The 15,233-nt window shown below is 65.5% G+C and carries 11 protein-coding genes; 3 read left to right on the top strand and 8 right to left on the bottom strand.

Annotated features, from left to right (window positions below; all coding sequences use genetic code 11):
* Window positions 1-21: 21 nt before the first annotated feature.
* The 8 genes from odhB to BRADO_RS01900 form a co-directional block, all read right to left on the bottom strand.
* Entirely contained in the window at window positions 22-1,263 is a 1,242-nt protein-coding gene (gene odhB, locus BRADO_RS01935; RefSeq protein WP_011923634.1) for a 2-oxoglutarate dehydrogenase complex dihydrolipoyllysine-residue succinyltransferase, read from the bottom strand.
* Between the two features lie 143 nt (window positions 1,264-1,406).
* Window positions 1,407-4,364 carry a 2-oxoglutarate dehydrogenase E1 component gene (locus BRADO_RS01930; RefSeq protein ID WP_041755995.1) on the bottom strand — a complete coding sequence of 986 codons (2,958 nt, stop codon included), beginning with the start codon at window positions 4,362-4,364 and terminating at the stop codon, window positions 1,407-1,409.
* A gap of 140 nt (window positions 4,365-4,504) precedes the next feature.
* The gene (sucD, locus tag BRADO_RS01925) at window positions 4,505-5,389 is read right to left on the bottom strand and encodes a succinate--CoA ligase subunit alpha (RefSeq protein ID WP_009031544.1); all 885 of its coding nucleotides are present in this window, start codon (window positions 5,387-5,389) and stop codon (window positions 4,505-4,507) included.
* 55 nt (window positions 5,390-5,444) lie between these two features.
* The gene (gene sucC, locus BRADO_RS01920; protein ID WP_011923632.1) at window positions 5,445-6,641 is read right to left on the bottom strand and encodes an ADP-forming succinate--CoA ligase subunit beta; all 1,197 of its coding nucleotides are present in this window, start codon (window positions 6,639-6,641) and stop codon (window positions 5,445-5,447) included.
* Window positions 6,642-6,767: 126 nt separating this feature from the next.
* Complete coding sequence (gene mdh, locus BRADO_RS01915; protein ID WP_011923631.1) at window positions 6,768-7,736, bottom strand: malate dehydrogenase; 969 nt, start codon at window positions 7,734-7,736, stop codon at window positions 6,768-6,770.
* Between the two features lie 226 nt (window positions 7,737-7,962).
* Window positions 7,963-9,144, bottom strand: a complete 1,182-nt coding sequence (gene zapE / locus BRADO_RS01910; protein WP_011923630.1) for a cell division protein ZapE — start codon at window positions 9,142-9,144, stop codon at window positions 7,963-7,965.
* Window positions 9,145-9,299: 155 nt separating this feature from the next.
* A complete protein-coding gene (gene thpR / locus BRADO_RS01905; protein ID WP_008964385.1) occupies window positions 9,300-9,839 on the bottom strand; it encodes an RNA 2',3'-cyclic phosphodiesterase in 540 nt (179 codons plus the stop codon).
* Between the two features lie 206 nt (window positions 9,840-10,045).
* A complete protein-coding gene (locus BRADO_RS01900) occupies window positions 10,046-10,678 on the bottom strand; it encodes an arylesterase (protein ID WP_011923629.1) in 633 nt (210 codons plus the stop codon).
* Window positions 10,679-10,733: 55 nt separating this feature from the next.
* Between BRADO_RS01900 and BRADO_RS01895 the strand changes: the two genes are divergently transcribed.
* The 3 genes from BRADO_RS01895 (at window position 10,734) to BRADO_RS01885 (ending at window position 15,106) form a co-directional block, all read left to right on the top strand.
* Window positions 10,734-11,468, top strand: a complete 735-nt coding sequence (locus BRADO_RS01895; RefSeq protein WP_041755994.1) for an ABC transporter ATP-binding protein — start codon at window positions 10,734-10,736, stop codon at window positions 11,466-11,468.
* Window positions 11,465-14,035, top strand: a complete 2,571-nt coding sequence (locus tag BRADO_RS01890; protein ID WP_011923627.1) for an ABC transporter permease — start codon at window positions 11,465-11,467, stop codon at window positions 14,033-14,035. The genes BRADO_RS01895 and BRADO_RS01890 overlap by 4 nt, the downstream gene beginning before the upstream one ends.
* A 279-nt stretch (window positions 14,036-14,314) precedes the next feature.
* Window positions 14,315-15,106 (top strand): Bax inhibitor-1/YccA family protein, encoded by a 792-nt coding sequence (locus tag BRADO_RS01885; protein WP_011923626.1) that lies wholly within the window; start codon window positions 14,315-14,317, stop codon window positions 15,104-15,106.
* Window positions 15,107-15,233 lie beyond the last annotated feature (127 nt).

The raw sequence follows: 15,233 nt of genomic DNA, 5'->3' as shown, positions 1-15,233 counted from the left end.
GTCGTCAAGGCGTCGTTCGGCTCAGAGATCCAGGACGAGCCGCGCCGGATCTTCCAGGCTTTCCTTGACGCGCACCAGGAAGGTGACGGCTTCCTTGCCGTCGATGACGCGGTGATCATAGGACAGCGCCAGATACATCATCGGGCGCACCTCGATCTTGCCGCCGACCACCATCGGACGCTCCTGGATCTTGTGCATGCCGAGGATGCCGGACTGCGGCGCGTTCAGGATCGGCGTCGACATCAGCGAGCCGTAGATGCCGCCATTGGTGATCGTGAAGGTGCCGCCCTGCATCTCGTCGATCTTGAGCTGGCCGTCACGGGCGCGGCGGCCGAAATCGGCGATGCCCTTCTCGATGTCGGCGATCGACTTGTGGTCGCAGTCGCGCACGACCGGCACGACCAGGCCCTTGTCGGTGCCGACGGCGACGCCGATATGATAGTAGTTCTTGTAGATCAGGTCGCTGCCGTCGATCTCGGCGTTGACCGCCGGGATGTCCTTCAGCGCCTGCACCACGGCCTTGGTGAAGAAGCCCATGAAGCCGAGCTTGGAGCCGTGCTTCTTCTCGAACACGTCCTTGTACTGGCTGCGCAGCGCCATCACGTGGGTCATGTCGACCTCGTTGAAGGTCGTCAGCATCGCCGCGGTGTTCTGCACGTCCTTGAGACGGCGCGCGATGGTCTGGCGCAGCCGGGTCATCTTGACGCGCTCCTCGCGCGCGGCGTCATCGGCAGGCGACGGCGCGCGGACCTGCACGGATGCGGCGGGCTGATTGACCGGGGTCGGCGCCGACGCGGCGCGCTCGATCGCGGCCAGCATGTCGCCCTTGGTGACGCGGCCATCCTTGCCGGAGCCCGGCACCGTGGTGGCATCGACACCGCTCTCGGCCGAGAGCTTGCGCACCGACGGGGCCTGCGGCGTATCGGCCGGCAGCGCCTTGGCCGGCGCCGGCGCGGGAGCCGGAGCCGCCGCGGCGGGCTTTGCCGGAGCCGGCGCGGGCGCAGCGGCGGCCGGCTTGGCAGCGGCCGCGCCGTCATTGATCTGGCCGAGCAGCGCGCCGACGGCGACGGTCTCACCGTCCTTGGCGATGATCTCGCCGAGCGTGCCGGCCGACGGGGCGGGCACCTCGATGGTCACCTTGTCGGTCTCGAGCTCGACCAGCGGCTCGTCGACGGCGACCGCGTCGCCCGCCTTCTTGAACCAGCGGCCGATGGTGGCTTCGGTGACGGATTCACCGAGCGTCGGAACGCGAATGTCAGTCATGGTCTCTATCCTCAATAACCCGTGCGGTCATAAAGCCCGTCCGCCATCGCCTTGCGGCGAGCAAGCGATGCGGTACGGACGATCAACGCGATGGACTGTTACTTGCGCCCCGCAGGAGGTGCGGGGCGCCTTCAAAGGCAGGTTCAGTTCAAAGCTTCGTCGAGCAGCGCCTTCAGCTGGGCGAGATGCTTGGACATCAGGCCCGTGGCGGTGGCCGCCGACGCGGCGCGGCCGGCATAGCGCGCACGCTTGCTCTTACCGCCGGTCTGGTTCAGCACCCACTCGATATACGGCTCGATGAAGTACCAGGCGCCCATGTTGCGCGGCTCTTCCTGGCACCACACGACCTCGGCATTCTTGAAGCGGCCGAGCTCGGCGACCAGCGCCTTCAGCGGCACCGGATAGAGCTGCTCGATACGCATCAGATAGATGTCGTTGAGCCCGCGCTTCTCGCGCTCGTCGTAGAGGTCGTAATAGACCTTGCCCGAGCACAGCACGATACGGCGGATCTGGTCGTCGGGCACCAGCCTGGTCTTGTCGTCCGCCTGCATCTGGGCGTCATCGTACAGGATGCGGTGGAACGTCGTGCCCTTGGCCAGCTCCTCCAGCCGCGACACCGCGCGCTTGTGGCGCAGCAGCGACTTCGGCGTCATCACGATCAGCGGCTTGCGGATCTCGCGATGCAACTGCCGGCGCAGCACGTGGAAGTAGTTCGCCGGCGTGGTCGGGTAGACCACCTGCATGTTGTCCTCGGCGCACATCTGCAAATAGCGCTCGAGGCGGGCGGAGGAGTGCTCCGGACCCTGGCCTTCATAGCCGTGCGGCAAGAGGCAGACGAGGCCGGACATGCGCAGCCATTTGCGCTCACCGGACGAGATGAACTGGTCGAACAGCACCTGCGCGCCATTGGCGAAGTCGCCGAACTGCGCTTCCCACAAGGTTAGCGCGGTCGGCTCGGCGAGCGAGTAGCCGTATTCGAAGCCGAGCACGGCCTCTTCGGACAGCAGCGAGTTGATGACCTCGAAGTGTCCCTGCTCCGGCGCCAGATGGTTGAACGGCGTGTAGCGGCTCTCGTCCTCCTGATCGATCAGGACCGAATGGCGCTGCGAGAAGGTGCCGCGCTCGCTGTCCTGGCCGGACAGACGAACCTTGTGGCCTTCGAGCAGCAGCGAGCAATACGCCAACGCCTCGCCGGTCGCCCAGTCGAGCCCGAGGCCGCTGTCGATCGCCTTGGCGCGGTTCTCGAGGAATCGCTGGATCGTGCGGTGCACGCGGAAGCCGTCCGGCACCTTGGTGATCTTGCGGCCGATCTCCTTGAGGCGGTCGATCTCGACCCCGGTCACGCCGCGGCGCGCCTCCTCCTCCTGGTCGGCGGACTTCAGGCCCGCCCACTTGCCGTCGAGCCAGTCGGCCTTGTTCGGACGATAGGAGGTGCCGGCCTCGAACTCGGCGTCGAGACGGGCGCGCCAATCGGCCTTGGCCTTCTCGACCTCGCCCTCGGTCATCACGCCTTCGGCGACCAGACGCTTGGAGTAGATCTCCAGCGTCGACGGATGGCCGGCGATCTTCTTGTACATCACCGGCTGGGTGAACGCGGGCTCGTCGCCTTCGTTGTGGCCATGCCTGCGATAGCAGAACATGTCGATGACGACCGGCTTGTGGAACTTCTGCCGGAACTCGGTTGCGACCTTGGCGGCGAACACCACGGCTTCCGGATCGTCGCCGTTCACGTGGAAGATCGGCGCATCGATCATCTTGGCGACGTCGGACGGATACGGCGACGAGCGCGAGTAGCGCGGATAGGTCGTGAAGCCGATCTGGTTGTTAACGATGAAATGAATCGAACCACCGGTCCGGTAGCCCTTCAGGTCGGACAGCGCGAAGCACTCGGCCACGACGCCCTGGCCGGCAAACGCCGCGTCGCCGTGCATCAGCAGCGGCAGCACCGAGTTGCGCATGTCAGGCGGATCGCCATGCTGGTCCTGCTTGGCGCGGACCTTGCCGAGCACGACGGGGTCGACGATCTCGAGGTGCGACGGGTTGGCGGTCAGCGACAGATGGATGCGGTTGCCATCGAACTCGCGGTCGGAGGAGGCGCCGAGGTGATACTTGACGTCGCCCGAGCCTTCGACGGCGTCCGGATTGGCCGAGCCACCCTTGAACTCGTGGAACAGCGCGCGATGCGGCTTGCCCATGACCTGGGTGAGAACGTTGAGGCGGCCGCGATGCGGCATCCCGAGCACGATCTCCTTCACGCCGAGATTGCCGCCGCGCTTGATGATCTGCTCCAGCGCCGGGATCAGCGACTCGCCGCCGTCGAGGCCGAAGCGCTTGGTGCCGGTGAACTTAACGTCGCAGAACTTCTCGAACCCTTCGGATTCGACCAGTTTCTGCAGGATCGCCCGGCGCCCCTCGCGGGTAAACGAGATTTCCTTGTCCGGCCCCTCGATGCGCTCCTGGATCCAGGCCTTCTGCGCAGCATTGCTGATGTGCATGAACTCGACGCCGAGCGTCTGGCAATAGGTGCGCTCGCAGATCGTGACGATCTCGCGCAAGCTGCCGTATTCCAGGCCGAGCACGTGATCCAGGAAGATCTTGCGATCGTAATCGGACTCAGTAAAGCCGTAGGAGCGCGGATCGAGTTCCTCGCGGTTACGCGGCGCTTCGATCCCGAGCGGATCGAGCTTGGCGTGGAAGTGGCCGCGCATGCGGTAGGCGCGGATCAGCATCAACGCGCGGACAGAGTCGCGAGTCGCCTGGTTGACGTCGGCCGGCGACAATTCGACGCCCTTGGTCTGCGCCTTCGCCGCGATCTTCTCGCCGACCTTTTTCTCGACCACGGCCCAGTTGCCGTCGAGCGCCGAGGTCAGCTCGTCGCGGGGGGCGACCGGCCAGTTGCTCCGCTCCCAGGAGGGGCCCGAGGCGTTCTTCTGAACGTCGGCGGGCGCGTCCTTCAGGCTCTTGAAGAACTCCTGCCAGTCGGCATCGACCGACGACGGATCCTTCTCGTAGCGCGCGTAGATCTCATCGATGTAGGTGGCATTGGTGCCCTGCAGAAAAGACGACAGGGCGAAGGCGGCGTTCGCATCTTGGCGAGACATGGGAGACGTCCTGGTAATTTCGATGCGCCCAATCAAAACGGCGCAATGCCTGACCCACTGTGAAAGGGGGTCAGGCTCGGGTTAGGACGGTTTACCTTATTCTTTGTAAAGATGCGCCCCGAAAAGTACTAAACCCTGAATCAGGACTTCAACTTTTCGACGAGAGTCTTGCCGAGCCGGGCCGGCGACGGCGACACAGTGATACCAGCGGCTTCCATCGCCGCGGTCTTCGAGCCGGCATCACCCTTGCCGCCGGAGATGATCGCGCCGGCATGGCCCATGCGACGGCCGGGAGGCGCGGTGACGCCGGCGATGAATCCGACCATCGGTTTCTTGCGGCCGCGCTTGGCCTCGTCCTTGATGAACTGCGCCGCGTCCTCCTCGGCCGAGCCGCCGATTTCGCCGATCATGATAATGGACTCGGTCTTGGGGTCGGCCAGGAACATCTCGAGCATGTCGATGAACTCGGTGCCTTTGACCGGGTCGCCGCCGATGCCCACCGCGGTGGTCTGGCCGAGGCCTTCCGAGGTGGTCTGGAATACCGCCTCATAGGTCAGGGTGCCGGAGCGCGACACGATGCCGACCGAGCCGGGCTTGAAGATGTTGGCCGGCATGATGCCGATCTTGCACTCGCCGGCGGTCATCACGCCCGGGCAGTTCGGCCCGATCAGGCGCGACTTGGATCCCACGAGCGAGCGCTTGACGCGGACCATGTCCAGCACCGGGATGCCCTCGGTGATGCAGACGATCAGCGGGACTTCGGCGTCGATCGCCTCGCAGATCGCGTCGGCGGCGCCCGGCGGCGGCACGTAGATCACCGAGGCGTCGGCGCCGGTCGCCTCGCGGGCCTCCTTGACGGTGTCGAAGACGGGCAGGCCGAGATGGGTCGAGCCGCCTTTGCCCGGCGAGGTGCCGCCGACCATCTTGGTGCCGTAGGCGATCGCCGCCTCGGAGTGGAAGGTGCCGTTCTTGCCGGTGAAGCCCTGGCAGATGACCTTGGTGTTTTTGTCGATGAGGATGGACATCGTGCTTTCTCTAAAAGCGTTGCGGTGAGGACGAAGCGAGCGCCAGAACCGGCGCTCAGCCTCCCTTGACGGCCTTGACGATCTTCTGCGCGGCGTCGTCGAGATTGTCGGCGGGCAGCACGTTCAGACCGGACTCGCTGATGATCTTCTTGCCGAGATCGACATTGGTGCCTTCGAGGCGCACCACCAGCGGCACCTTGAGGCCGACCTCCTTGACCGCAGCCACCACGCCCTCGGCGATGACATCGCACTTCATGATGCCGCCGAAGATGTTGACCAGGATGCCCTTCACGTTCGGGTCGGCGGTGATGATCTTGAACGCCGCCGCGACCTTCTCCTTGCTGGCGCCGCCGCCGACGTCGAGGAAGTTGGCGGGCTCCATGCCGTAGAGCTTGATGATGTCCATGGTCGCCATGGCGAGGCCGGCGCCGTTGACCATGCAGCCGATGGTGCCGTCGAGCGCGACGTAGTTGAGGTCGTACTTCGAGGCCTCGATCTCCTTGGCATCCTCCTCGGTCTCGTCGCGCAGCGCGACGACTTCCGGGTGCTTGAACAGCGCGTTGGAGTCGAACGAAACCTTGGCGTCGAGCACGCGCAGCTGGCCCTGCTTGGTCACGACCAGCGGGTTGATCTCGAGCATCGCCATGTCCTTGGCGACGAACGCATTGTAGAGCTGCGTGGTGAGCTTCTCGGCCTGCTTGGCGAGGTCGCCGGAGAGCTTCAGCGCCTTGGCGACGGCGCGGCCATGATGGCCCATGACGCCGGTGGCCGGATCGACCGAGAAGGTCACGATCTTCTCAGGGGTCTCGTGCGCGACGTCCTCGATGTTGACGCCACCCTCGGTCGACACCACGAAGGCCACCTTCGAAGTTTCGCGGTCGACCAGCAGCGACAGATAGAACTCCTTGTCGATGTCCGAGCCGTCCTCGATGTAGAGGCGATTGACCTGCTTGCCGTCGGGTCCGGTCTGCACCGTGACCAGGGTCGCGCCGAGCATCTGCCTGGCGAAGGTGTTGACCTCGTCGATCGACTTGGCGAGGCGGACGCCGCCCTTGTCGCCGGCCGAGGCCTCCTTGAACTTGCCCTTGCCACGGCCACCGGCGTGGATCTGGCTCTTCACGACCCAGACCGGACCGCCGAGCGTCTTCGCCGCCGCATCCGCGTCCTCCGGACGGAGAACCGGCACGCCCTTGGAAATCGGCACGCCGAACTCGTGCAGCAGTGCCTTGGCCTGATATTCGTGAATATTCATAAGCGCTTGCTCCCCGAACCCCCGCTGGGGTGGTGACGTCTATAAGTGTTTTGCGGATGCTTGGTATACCATATACCAAGCATCCTGCAACTCTTCGGAGCGGGCCGGCCGCCCGCCCTGCTACCCTCAGCGGCCGAGCAGGTCGGGCGCGATCTTCTTGCAGGCGTCGACCAGGCCCTGCACGGCGGCGACCGACTTGTCGAAGGCCTCGCGATCCTTGCCGGCCAGCTCGATCTCGACGATACGCTCGACACCCTTCGAACCGATGACGACGGGCACGCCGACATACATGTCCTTCACGCCGAACTCGCCGTTGAGATAGGCGGCGCAGGGCAGCACGCGCTTCTTGTCGCGCAGATAGCTTTCGGCCATCGCGATCGCCGAGGCGGCCGGGGCGTAGTAGGCCGAGCCGGTCTTGAGCAGGTTGACGATCTCGGCACCGCCGTTGCGGGTGCGGTCGACGATCTCGTCGATGCGCGCCTGCGAGGTCCAGCCCATCTTGACGAGGTCCGGCAGCGGGATGCCGGCAACGGTGGAGTACTTGGTCAGCGGCACCATGGTGTCGCCATGGCCGCCGAGCACGAAGGCGGTGACGTCCTCGACCGAGACGTTGAACTCATCGGCCAGGAAGTAGCGGAAGCGCGCGCTGTCGAGCACGCCGGCCATGCCGACGACCTTCTTTGCGGGAAGGCCCGAGGCCTTCTGCAGCGCCCACACCATCGCGTCGAGCGGGTTGGTGATGCAGATGACGAACGCGTCGGGGGCGTACTTCTTGATGCCGGCGCCGACCTGCTCCATGACCTTGAGGTTGATCGACAGCAGGTCATCGCGGCTCATGCCCGGCTTGCGCGGCACGCCGGCGGTGACGATGCACACCTTGGCGTTGTCGAGCGCCTCGTAGGAGTTGGCGCCGGTGTAGTGGGCGTCGAAGCCGTCGACCGGCGAGGACTGCGCGATGTCGAGCGCCTTGCCCTGCGGAACGCCTTCGGCAATATCGAACATCACGACGTCGCCGAGCTCCTTGAGGCCGACGAGGTGAGCCAGCGTTCCGCCGATCTGACCGGAGCCAATCAAAGCAATCTTGTCGCGCGCCATGGCAAATTTTCCTTTGAACCCGAAGGGGTGAGGGAGGTTGAAAAGTCGAGTGGGTGGTTATCCCTTTCGCCCGGGCCGTTCAAGTCACGCTATGGCCAATTGGCGGGCGTGCCTTGATTTCGATCAGGACCGGACGGCGGCTGCTGATGATCCTTTCAGCATGATTGACGTGGCCTTTTCGCGACTGTGTGCCCGGCGCCGGGCGCTGCCCGAAAGGCGGTGTTTGTCAGGTTTCGACCAGGCCCGTAGAAGTCCCGGAGGCGGCCGAATCCTTCCGGCCGTGCGGGAGGGCCAAGTAGGACTCCGAACCCATCTCGATCAGGCGCGACGAGGTGCGCTTGAACTCCATGGCCTCGATGCCCTCGGTCGCGACGTAGAGCGAGATCGGGTCGGCTTCGGCCGAGGCGATCAGCTTCACGGCATTGTCGTAGAGCGTATCGATCAGGGTGATGAAGCGCTTGGCGGCGTTGCGCTCGGCGTAGTCCATCACCGGAACGTGGTCGATCAGGATCGTATGGTAGTCGTGCGCGAGCCGCAGATAGTCGGACGCGGCGAGCGGCTTCTCGCATAGATCCGCAAAGCCGAAGCGGGCGACGCCATTGGCCGAGCACGGGACGTGCAGGATGCGGCCCTTGATCGTCATGTCCCGCGGCTTGCAGCGGGCATTGCCGGTCAACCGGCCCCAGGCCTTGTCGAGCGCGGCGCGCGCATCGACGTCGGCCGGCACCAGCCACATCTTCACGCCGGCGAGTTTCTCCAGCCGGAAATCGGTGCGTGCATCGAGCCGCACCACGTCCATGTGATCGGCGATCTGCTTGATGAAGGGCAGGAACAGCGCGCGGTTGAGGCCGCCCTTGTAGAGGTCTTCCGGCGCGACGTTGGAGGTCGCGACCACCACGGTGCCGAGCTCGAACAGTTTTGCGAACAGCCGTCCCAGGATCATCGCATCGGCGATATCGGTGACGTGGAATTCGTCGAAGCAGAGCAGCCAGGCCTGGTCGAAGATCGCCTGCGCGGTGAGCCCGATCACGTCGGCATCGCCGAGCTCGCCGCGCGCGATGTTCTGGCGATAGCCGTAAATGCGCTCGTGCACCTCGGCCATGAACTCGTGGAAATGCGCGCGGCGCTTGTGCTCGACCGGACAGGTCTGGAAGAACAGGTCCATCAGCATGGTCTTGCCGCGACCGACCTCGCCATGGACATAGAGGCCGCTCGGCGGCTCGCTCTTGTCGGAAAAGAGGCGGCCGAACAGGCTCTGCTTGCGCGCCGGCTTGTAGGTGGAGAGGCGCCGCTCCAGCGCCGCCAGGGCATCGGCGACCTCGGCCTGGGCCGGGTCGGCCTCGATCGCGCCGGTGTCGACCAGCGACTGATACTGCGCGCGGAACGCGTCTGAGGGAGTGGACAACATGAGCCCACTCTAGGTCATGAGACTAACGGAAAATGCAATCCGCAAATGGTGGAAGCCGCCATGCAGCGGGACCGTGGGATCGTGGTATATGGCACGCAAACACGCCGGCGCGCGTTAGTTGCGGGCTAAGCACGTCTTGCTCGGTCGGCCCCGGCTCAGGCGGCGCACAGATCGTAGGCGTCCTCCACCACATAGGGCCCGCCTCCCGTGGAAGCACGGGACGAAAACAGCACGAAGCGCTCGGCCATGAAAACCCGGCTCGGGAAGTAGCCGCGGACCGAGAGATAATCGGCGACATCCTGACTCGACGCATCGTGCAGCCGCGCCAGGGTGACATGGGGCACGAATTTGCGGCCCTCCGGATCGAGCCCGATCCGCTGCATCATCCGCTCCAGCTCGGCCTGCAGCTCGATCAGCGGCCTGCTGGGCGCGATGTTGGCGACAACCGCCCGCGGCTTGCGGCCGCCGAAGCTGGAGAGGCCCTGCACCGTGACCTCGAACGGCTTGCGGTTGACCCGCCACAGCATCGCCGCGATCTCGTTGGCGGACGCGCCGTCGATGTCGCCGATGAAGCGCAAGGTGACGTGATAATTTTCAGGATCGATCCAGCGGGCGCCGGGAAGGCCACCCCGCAGAGTGGAGAGGGTCTGGCCGACCTCGGCCGGGATCTCCAGTCCAGTAAACAGACGCGGCATCGTTTCAGGACTCCCGATGCTGGAGGCTGATCTCGAAAATTGACGAGATCATGCCTTGACGAAATGATCGACGACGAATCGTCAATGCAACATTCCTACCGAACTTATATGACTCCGCGACGGAGCGAGCGTTAACGCGGTGAAAACCTGCGGAAAACACGGTCCGTAAGGTTATCGCAAAATGTCCGGAGGCGGGCTTCGTTCCTTCATTGCCCACGAAGCGGACGCAGGAATGCTTCGACCGTAGGCAGCATGCGGGAGACGATGATATCGACGCCGGCGGCGGTCGGGTGAATGCCGTCCGCCTGGTTGAGCTTGGGGTCGGCAGCAACGCCGTCGAGGAAGAACGGGTAGAGCGGGACGTCGAACTCCTTGGCGAGGTCAGGGTAGATCGCATTGAACTTAACAGCGTAGTCGCTGCCGTAATTCGGCGGCGCGAGCATGCCGCACAGCATGACGGCGATGCCACGCGCCTTCAGCCGCTTGACGATCTCGGTCAGGGCCTGCCGGGTGACGGACGGATCGATGCCGCGCAGAGCATCATTGGCGCCGAGCTCGACGATGACAGCCTCGGTCCCGTCGGCCACCGACCAGTCGAGCCGGTCGCGGCCGCCGGAGGAGGTGTCTCCGGACACCCCGGCATTGGTCAAGTCGATCGCCAGCCCCTTGGCCTGCAACGCCTTTTGCAGTTTGGAGGGGAAAGAGTCGGAGGCGGACAGGCCGAGGCCGGCGCTCAGCGAATCGCCGAGCACCACCAGCTTGATCGGCTTGCCGGCCTCAGTGCCCGCGAACGCCGGTCCGGCTGTCATCAAGGCGAGCATCAACACGAGTATGTGCACGAAGATGCCTCCGCGCCCCTCGACCCGGCTTGCGGAGTTGCCATATGACCGAGCCATGGACAGTCTCATCGAAACCTCACGTTTGGCCGGCACAGCACCGGACACCATTACCATCTCGAACGTCAACCTCTCGCTCGGCACCGGCGCGGCGCGGGTTCATATCCTCAAGGACATCAGCCTGCGGGTGGGACAGGGCGAGACGATCGGCCTGATCGGCCCCTCGGGATCGGGGAAGTCCACGCTGCTGATGGTGATGGCGGGGTTGGAACGTCCGGACAGCGGTGAGGTGGTGGTCAACGGCACCGCTTTCAATGCCCTGGACGAGGACGCCCTGGCCCGGTTCCGCGGCCGCCAGGTCGGCATCGTCTTCCAGTCCTTTCATTTGATCCCGACCATGACCGCGCTGGAGAACGTCGCGGTGCCGCTGGAGCTGGCCGGTCATTCCGGTGCCGCCGAGCGGGCCGCCCGCGAGCTGGATTCGGTCGGGCTCGGCCACCGGCTGCAGCACTACCCGACGCAACTGTCGGGCGGTGAGCAGCAGCGCGTGGCTTTGGCCCGGGCGCTGGCGCCGGATCCGGCCATCCTCGTGGCCGACGAGCCGACCGGCAATCTCGACGAAGCGACGGGACGACAGATTGTCGACCTCCTTTTCACCAAGCATGCCGAGCGCGGCATGACCCTGGTGCTGGTAACTCATGACAGCGGTCTCGCCCACCGCTGCGACCGCGTGGTACGACTGCGCTCCGGCCGGATCGAAGCCGACGGCGCCCACGAGCCCGCCGACGCATGAGCACCATGGCCGAGCCGATCCCCGGCCGCCGCGTGGCGGCGCTGCCGGCGCGTTACGCCCTTCGTGAGCTGCGCGGCGGTTTGCGCGGCTTCTATGTCTTCATCGCCTGCATCGCGCTCGGCGTGCTGGCCATCGCCGGCGTCGGCTCGGTGGCGGCGAGCCTCAATGACGGCCTCGTCCGCGAGGGCCGAACCTTGCTCGGCGGCGACGTCGCGTTCTCGCTGTTTCAACGCGAGGCCAAGCCGGAGGAGATCGCCTTCCTGCGCTCGCGCGGCCGGGTGTCACTGGCGGCGACGTTGCGGGCCATGGTCCGGGCGGGCGATTCCAAGCTGGCGCTGGTCGAGCTCAAGGCGGTCGATAATGCCTACCCGCTGCTCGGCAAGGCCGAGCTTCGGCCCGATCTGCCGATCGCCGATGTGCTCGCCGAACGCGACGGCGTGTTCGGCGCCGCCGCCGACCCGGCATTGCTGGCCCGCCTCGACATCAAGGTCGGCGACATCGTCAACATCGACACCGTGCGTTTCCAGATCCGCAGCGCGCTGCAGGCCGAACCGGACAAGCTGTCGGGCGGAATCGGCCTCGGGCCGCGCTTCCTGATCAGCGAGGAGGGCTTGCGTGCCACGCCGCTGCTGCAGCCCGGCAGCCTGGTGCGCTGGACCTACCGGGTCCGGTTGCCTGACAACGCCACCGACGACCGTGCCGCCGCCGCCCTCATCGCCGATACGCGCGAGACCCTGCCGCAGGCCGGATGGGAGATCCGAAGCCGCAGCAACGCCTCGCCGCAGCTGGAGCGGACCATCGGCCGCTTCACGCAATTCCTGACCCTGGTCGGCCTCGCCGCACTCCTGGTCGGCGGTGTCGGCGTTGCCAACGCCGTCAAAAGCCACGTCGACCGCCGGACCGAGGTGATCGCGGCATTCAAGGCGCTCGGCGCCACCAGCCGCGACGTGTTCGGCATCTATCTGATCCAGGTGATGGTGCTGGCGACGATCGGTTCGATCATCGGACTCTGCGCCGGCGCCGCGCTGCCTTTCGTCATCGTCGGCCTGTTCGGCAAGATTCTGCCGTTGCCGGTGATCCCCGCCGTCCACCCCGACGAGCTGGCGCTGTCTTTCCTCTACGGCCTCCTCACCGCGCTCGCATTCGGCCTGTGGCCGCTGGGGCGGGTCCGCGACGTGCCGGTGGCGGCGCTGTTTCGCGAGGCGGTCATCGCCGAATGGCACCGGCCGCGCTGGAGCTATCTGGCGTTGATCGCGGGCACCGTCGCGCTGCTGATCGCGGTCGTGGTCGGCTTGTCCTACGACAAGAAGATTGCCGCGGTGTTCGTGGTGGCCGCCGCGCTGGTGTTCGTGCTGTTGCGCGGCATCGCCGCCATTGTGATGGCGGTGGCGCGCGCCTTGCCGCGCAGCCGCTTCCCGATGCTGCGGCTCGCCGTCAGCAACATCTACCGGCCTGGCGCGCTGACGCCGTCGGTGGTGCTGTCGCTCGGACTGGGGCTCGCGGTGCTGGTCACGATCACCCAGATCGACGGCAATCTGCGGCGGCAGTTCCTGGCGCAGCTGCCGGAGCAGGCCCCGTCGTTCTTCTTCGTCGACGTGCCCTCCGGCCAGGCCAGCCGCTTCCGTGACTTCCTCAGGGAGCTGGCGCCGCAGTCCACGGTCGACGACGTGCCGATGCTGCGCGGCCGGATCGTCTCCGCTCGCGGCGTGCGCGCCGAGGACCTCAAGGCGACCGCGGACACCGAATGGGTGCTGCAGAGCGACCGTGGCCTCACCTATACCGGCGAGATCCCGAAGGGATCGAAGATCGTCGAGGGCGAATGGTGGGGCGATACCTACAGCGGCCCGCCGCTGGTCTCGATCGAGAAACGGATCGCCGACGGCCTCGGCCTCAGGCTCGGTGACGACATCGTCGTCAACGTGCTCGGGCGCGACATCACCGCGAAGATCGGCAACATGCGCACGATCGACTGGCAGGGTCTCGGCATCAATTTCGTGCTGGTGTTCTCGCCGAACGCCTTCAAGGGCGCGCCCCACACCCACGTGGCCACGTTGACCGAGTCGCGCTCCGATGCCGCCGAGGATGCGCGCGTCATCCGCAAGGTGGCCGATGCCTTCCCGATGGTGACCAGTGTGCGGGTGCGCGAGGTCATGGAGACCGTCGGCTCCGTCGTCTCCAACCTCGCGCTCGCGATCCGCGGCGCCAGCGCGGTGACGCTGATCTCGGCCATCCTGGTCCTGGGCGGCGCGCTGGCCGCGGGCCATCGTCATCGGGTCTATGACGCGGTGATCCTGAAGACGCTGGGCGCCACACGCCTGCGGCTGCTCGGCGCCTATGCGCTCGAATATCTCATGATCGGCTTTGCGACCGCCGCGTTCGGCGTGATCGCCGGATCCGTCTCGGCATGGCTGATCGTGACCCGGCTGATGACCCTGAGCTTCGTCTGGCAGGCCGGCAGCGCCGCGCTGGTCGTGCTGGCGGCCCTGGTGGTGACCGTGGGCCTCGGCCTCGCCGGTACACTGCTGGCGCTCAACCAGAAGCCGGCCACGGTTCTCAGGAACCTTTAGTGCAATTGTGCGCTCATGCCGCACGGTTAACGGGCTTTTCACGGCTCAAACGCGCGCGGAGCGACATTCAGCCGCGCGTGGAAGCTTGCGCCAAATATGCTAGTTTCCCATTTAGGAGATGCGCTCAGAGAGCTGCCAAAGACATCTGCCAAAAGATGGCGAATTTGCCGATGAAGCAAATTTAATATCGATGGCGGCTTCTGTGAGATAGGGTTTTTCGAGAACCGGCCAACGGTCCTGCCAGGACCGGGCTGCCGGGCAACCAACGGGAATTCGACCATGTCGGACCTCAACCGCAACTATGCTTCACCCTTTGGCCGGGTGGCCGGGCGCGCTGATGCCGCGACCGTCGACGCCGGTCTGCGCGCCTACATGCTGCGCATCTACAACTACATGAGCATCGGCTTGGCCATCACCGGCCTCGCGGCGCTCGGCGTCTACATGGCGGCCGTGACCGGAGATCCGGCGGCCGGCGTGTTCAAGTTCGGAAACGCCTACCTGACGCAGTTCGGCTACGCGATGTTCGTGAGCCCGCTGAAGTGGCTGTTCATCCTGGCTCCCCTGGTCATGGTGTTCGCGATCTCGGCCGGCATCAACCGCCTGGCGCCGTCGACCGCGCAGCTCCTGTTCTGGGTGTTCTCGGCCTTGATGGGCGTGTCGCTGTCGTCGATCTTCCTGGTGTACACGCACACCTCGATCGTGCGGGTGTTCTTCATCACCGCGGCGACGTTCGGTGCGCTCAGCCTGTACGGCTACACGACCAAGCGTGACATGACCGGCTTCGGCTCGTTCCTGTTCATGGGTCTGATCGGCATCGTGCTGGCGAGCCTCGTGAACCTGTTCCTGGCGAGCTCGATGCTGCAGTTCATCGTCTCGGTGATCGGCGTGTTCGTGTTCGCTGGCCTGACCGCCTGGGACACGCAGCGCCTGAAGAACGAGTACATCTACGGCTACGCCTCCGCGGGCGGCGACATCGCCGAGCGCGCAGCGATCACGGGCGCCCTGTCGCTGTACCTGAACTTCATCAACCTGTTCACGCTGCTGCTGCAGCTGCTCGGACAGCGCGACTGATCCATTCGCTCGTAAGACGAGCGACGATTCAAAGCCCCGGCCTCACCGCCGGGGCTTTTCTTTTCGGGAACACCCGTGCACCCGGCGGGGCTGTCTCGACGAACAATGCTGGCAATCGGTTTGCTCC

The sequence above is a fragment of the Bradyrhizobium sp. ORS 278 genome, assembly GCF_000026145.1.
Lineage (GTDB): Bacteria > Pseudomonadota > Alphaproteobacteria > Rhizobiales > Xanthobacteraceae > Bradyrhizobium.
This window is presented reverse-complemented; position numbering and strand designations above follow the sequence as displayed.

What these genes read in the sequence shown, in the direction of transcription:
- BRADO_RS01895 (WP_041755994.1), top strand. Translation starts at nt 10,734, where the DNA reads ATGGACAGTCTCATCGAAACCTCACGTTTGGCCGGCACAGCACCGGAC.
- thpR (WP_008964385.1), bottom strand. Translation starts at nt 9,839, where the DNA reads ATGCCGCGTCTGTTTACTGGACTGGAGATCCCGGCCGAGGTCGGCCAG.
- zapE (WP_011923630.1), bottom strand. Translation starts at nt 9,144, where the DNA reads ATGTTGTCCACTCCCTCAGACGCGTTCCGCGCGCAGTATCAGTCGCTG.
- mdh (WP_011923631.1), bottom strand. Translation starts at nt 7,736, where the DNA reads ATGGCGCGCGACAAGATTGCTTTGATTGGCTCCGGTCAGATCGGCGGA.
- odhB (WP_011923634.1), bottom strand. Translation starts at nt 1,263, where the DNA reads ATGACTGACATTCGCGTTCCGACGCTCGGTGAATCCGTCACCGAAGCC.
- BRADO_RS01890 (WP_011923627.1), top strand. Translation starts at nt 11,465, where the DNA reads ATGAGCACCATGGCCGAGCCGATCCCCGGCCGCCGCGTGGCGGCGCTG.
- BRADO_RS01930 (WP_041755995.1), bottom strand. Translation starts at nt 4,364, where the DNA reads ATGTCTCGCCAAGATGCGAACGCCGCCTTCGCCCTGTCGTCTTTTCTG.
- BRADO_RS01885 (WP_011923626.1), top strand. Translation starts at nt 14,315, where the DNA reads ATGTCGGACCTCAACCGCAACTATGCTTCACCCTTTGGCCGGGTGGCC.
- sucC (WP_011923632.1), bottom strand. Translation starts at nt 6,641, where the DNA reads ATGAATATTCACGAATATCAGGCCAAGGCACTGCTGCACGAGTTCGGC.
- sucD (WP_009031544.1), bottom strand. Translation starts at nt 5,389, where the DNA reads ATGTCCATCCTCATCGACAAAAACACCAAGGTCATCTGCCAGGGCTTC.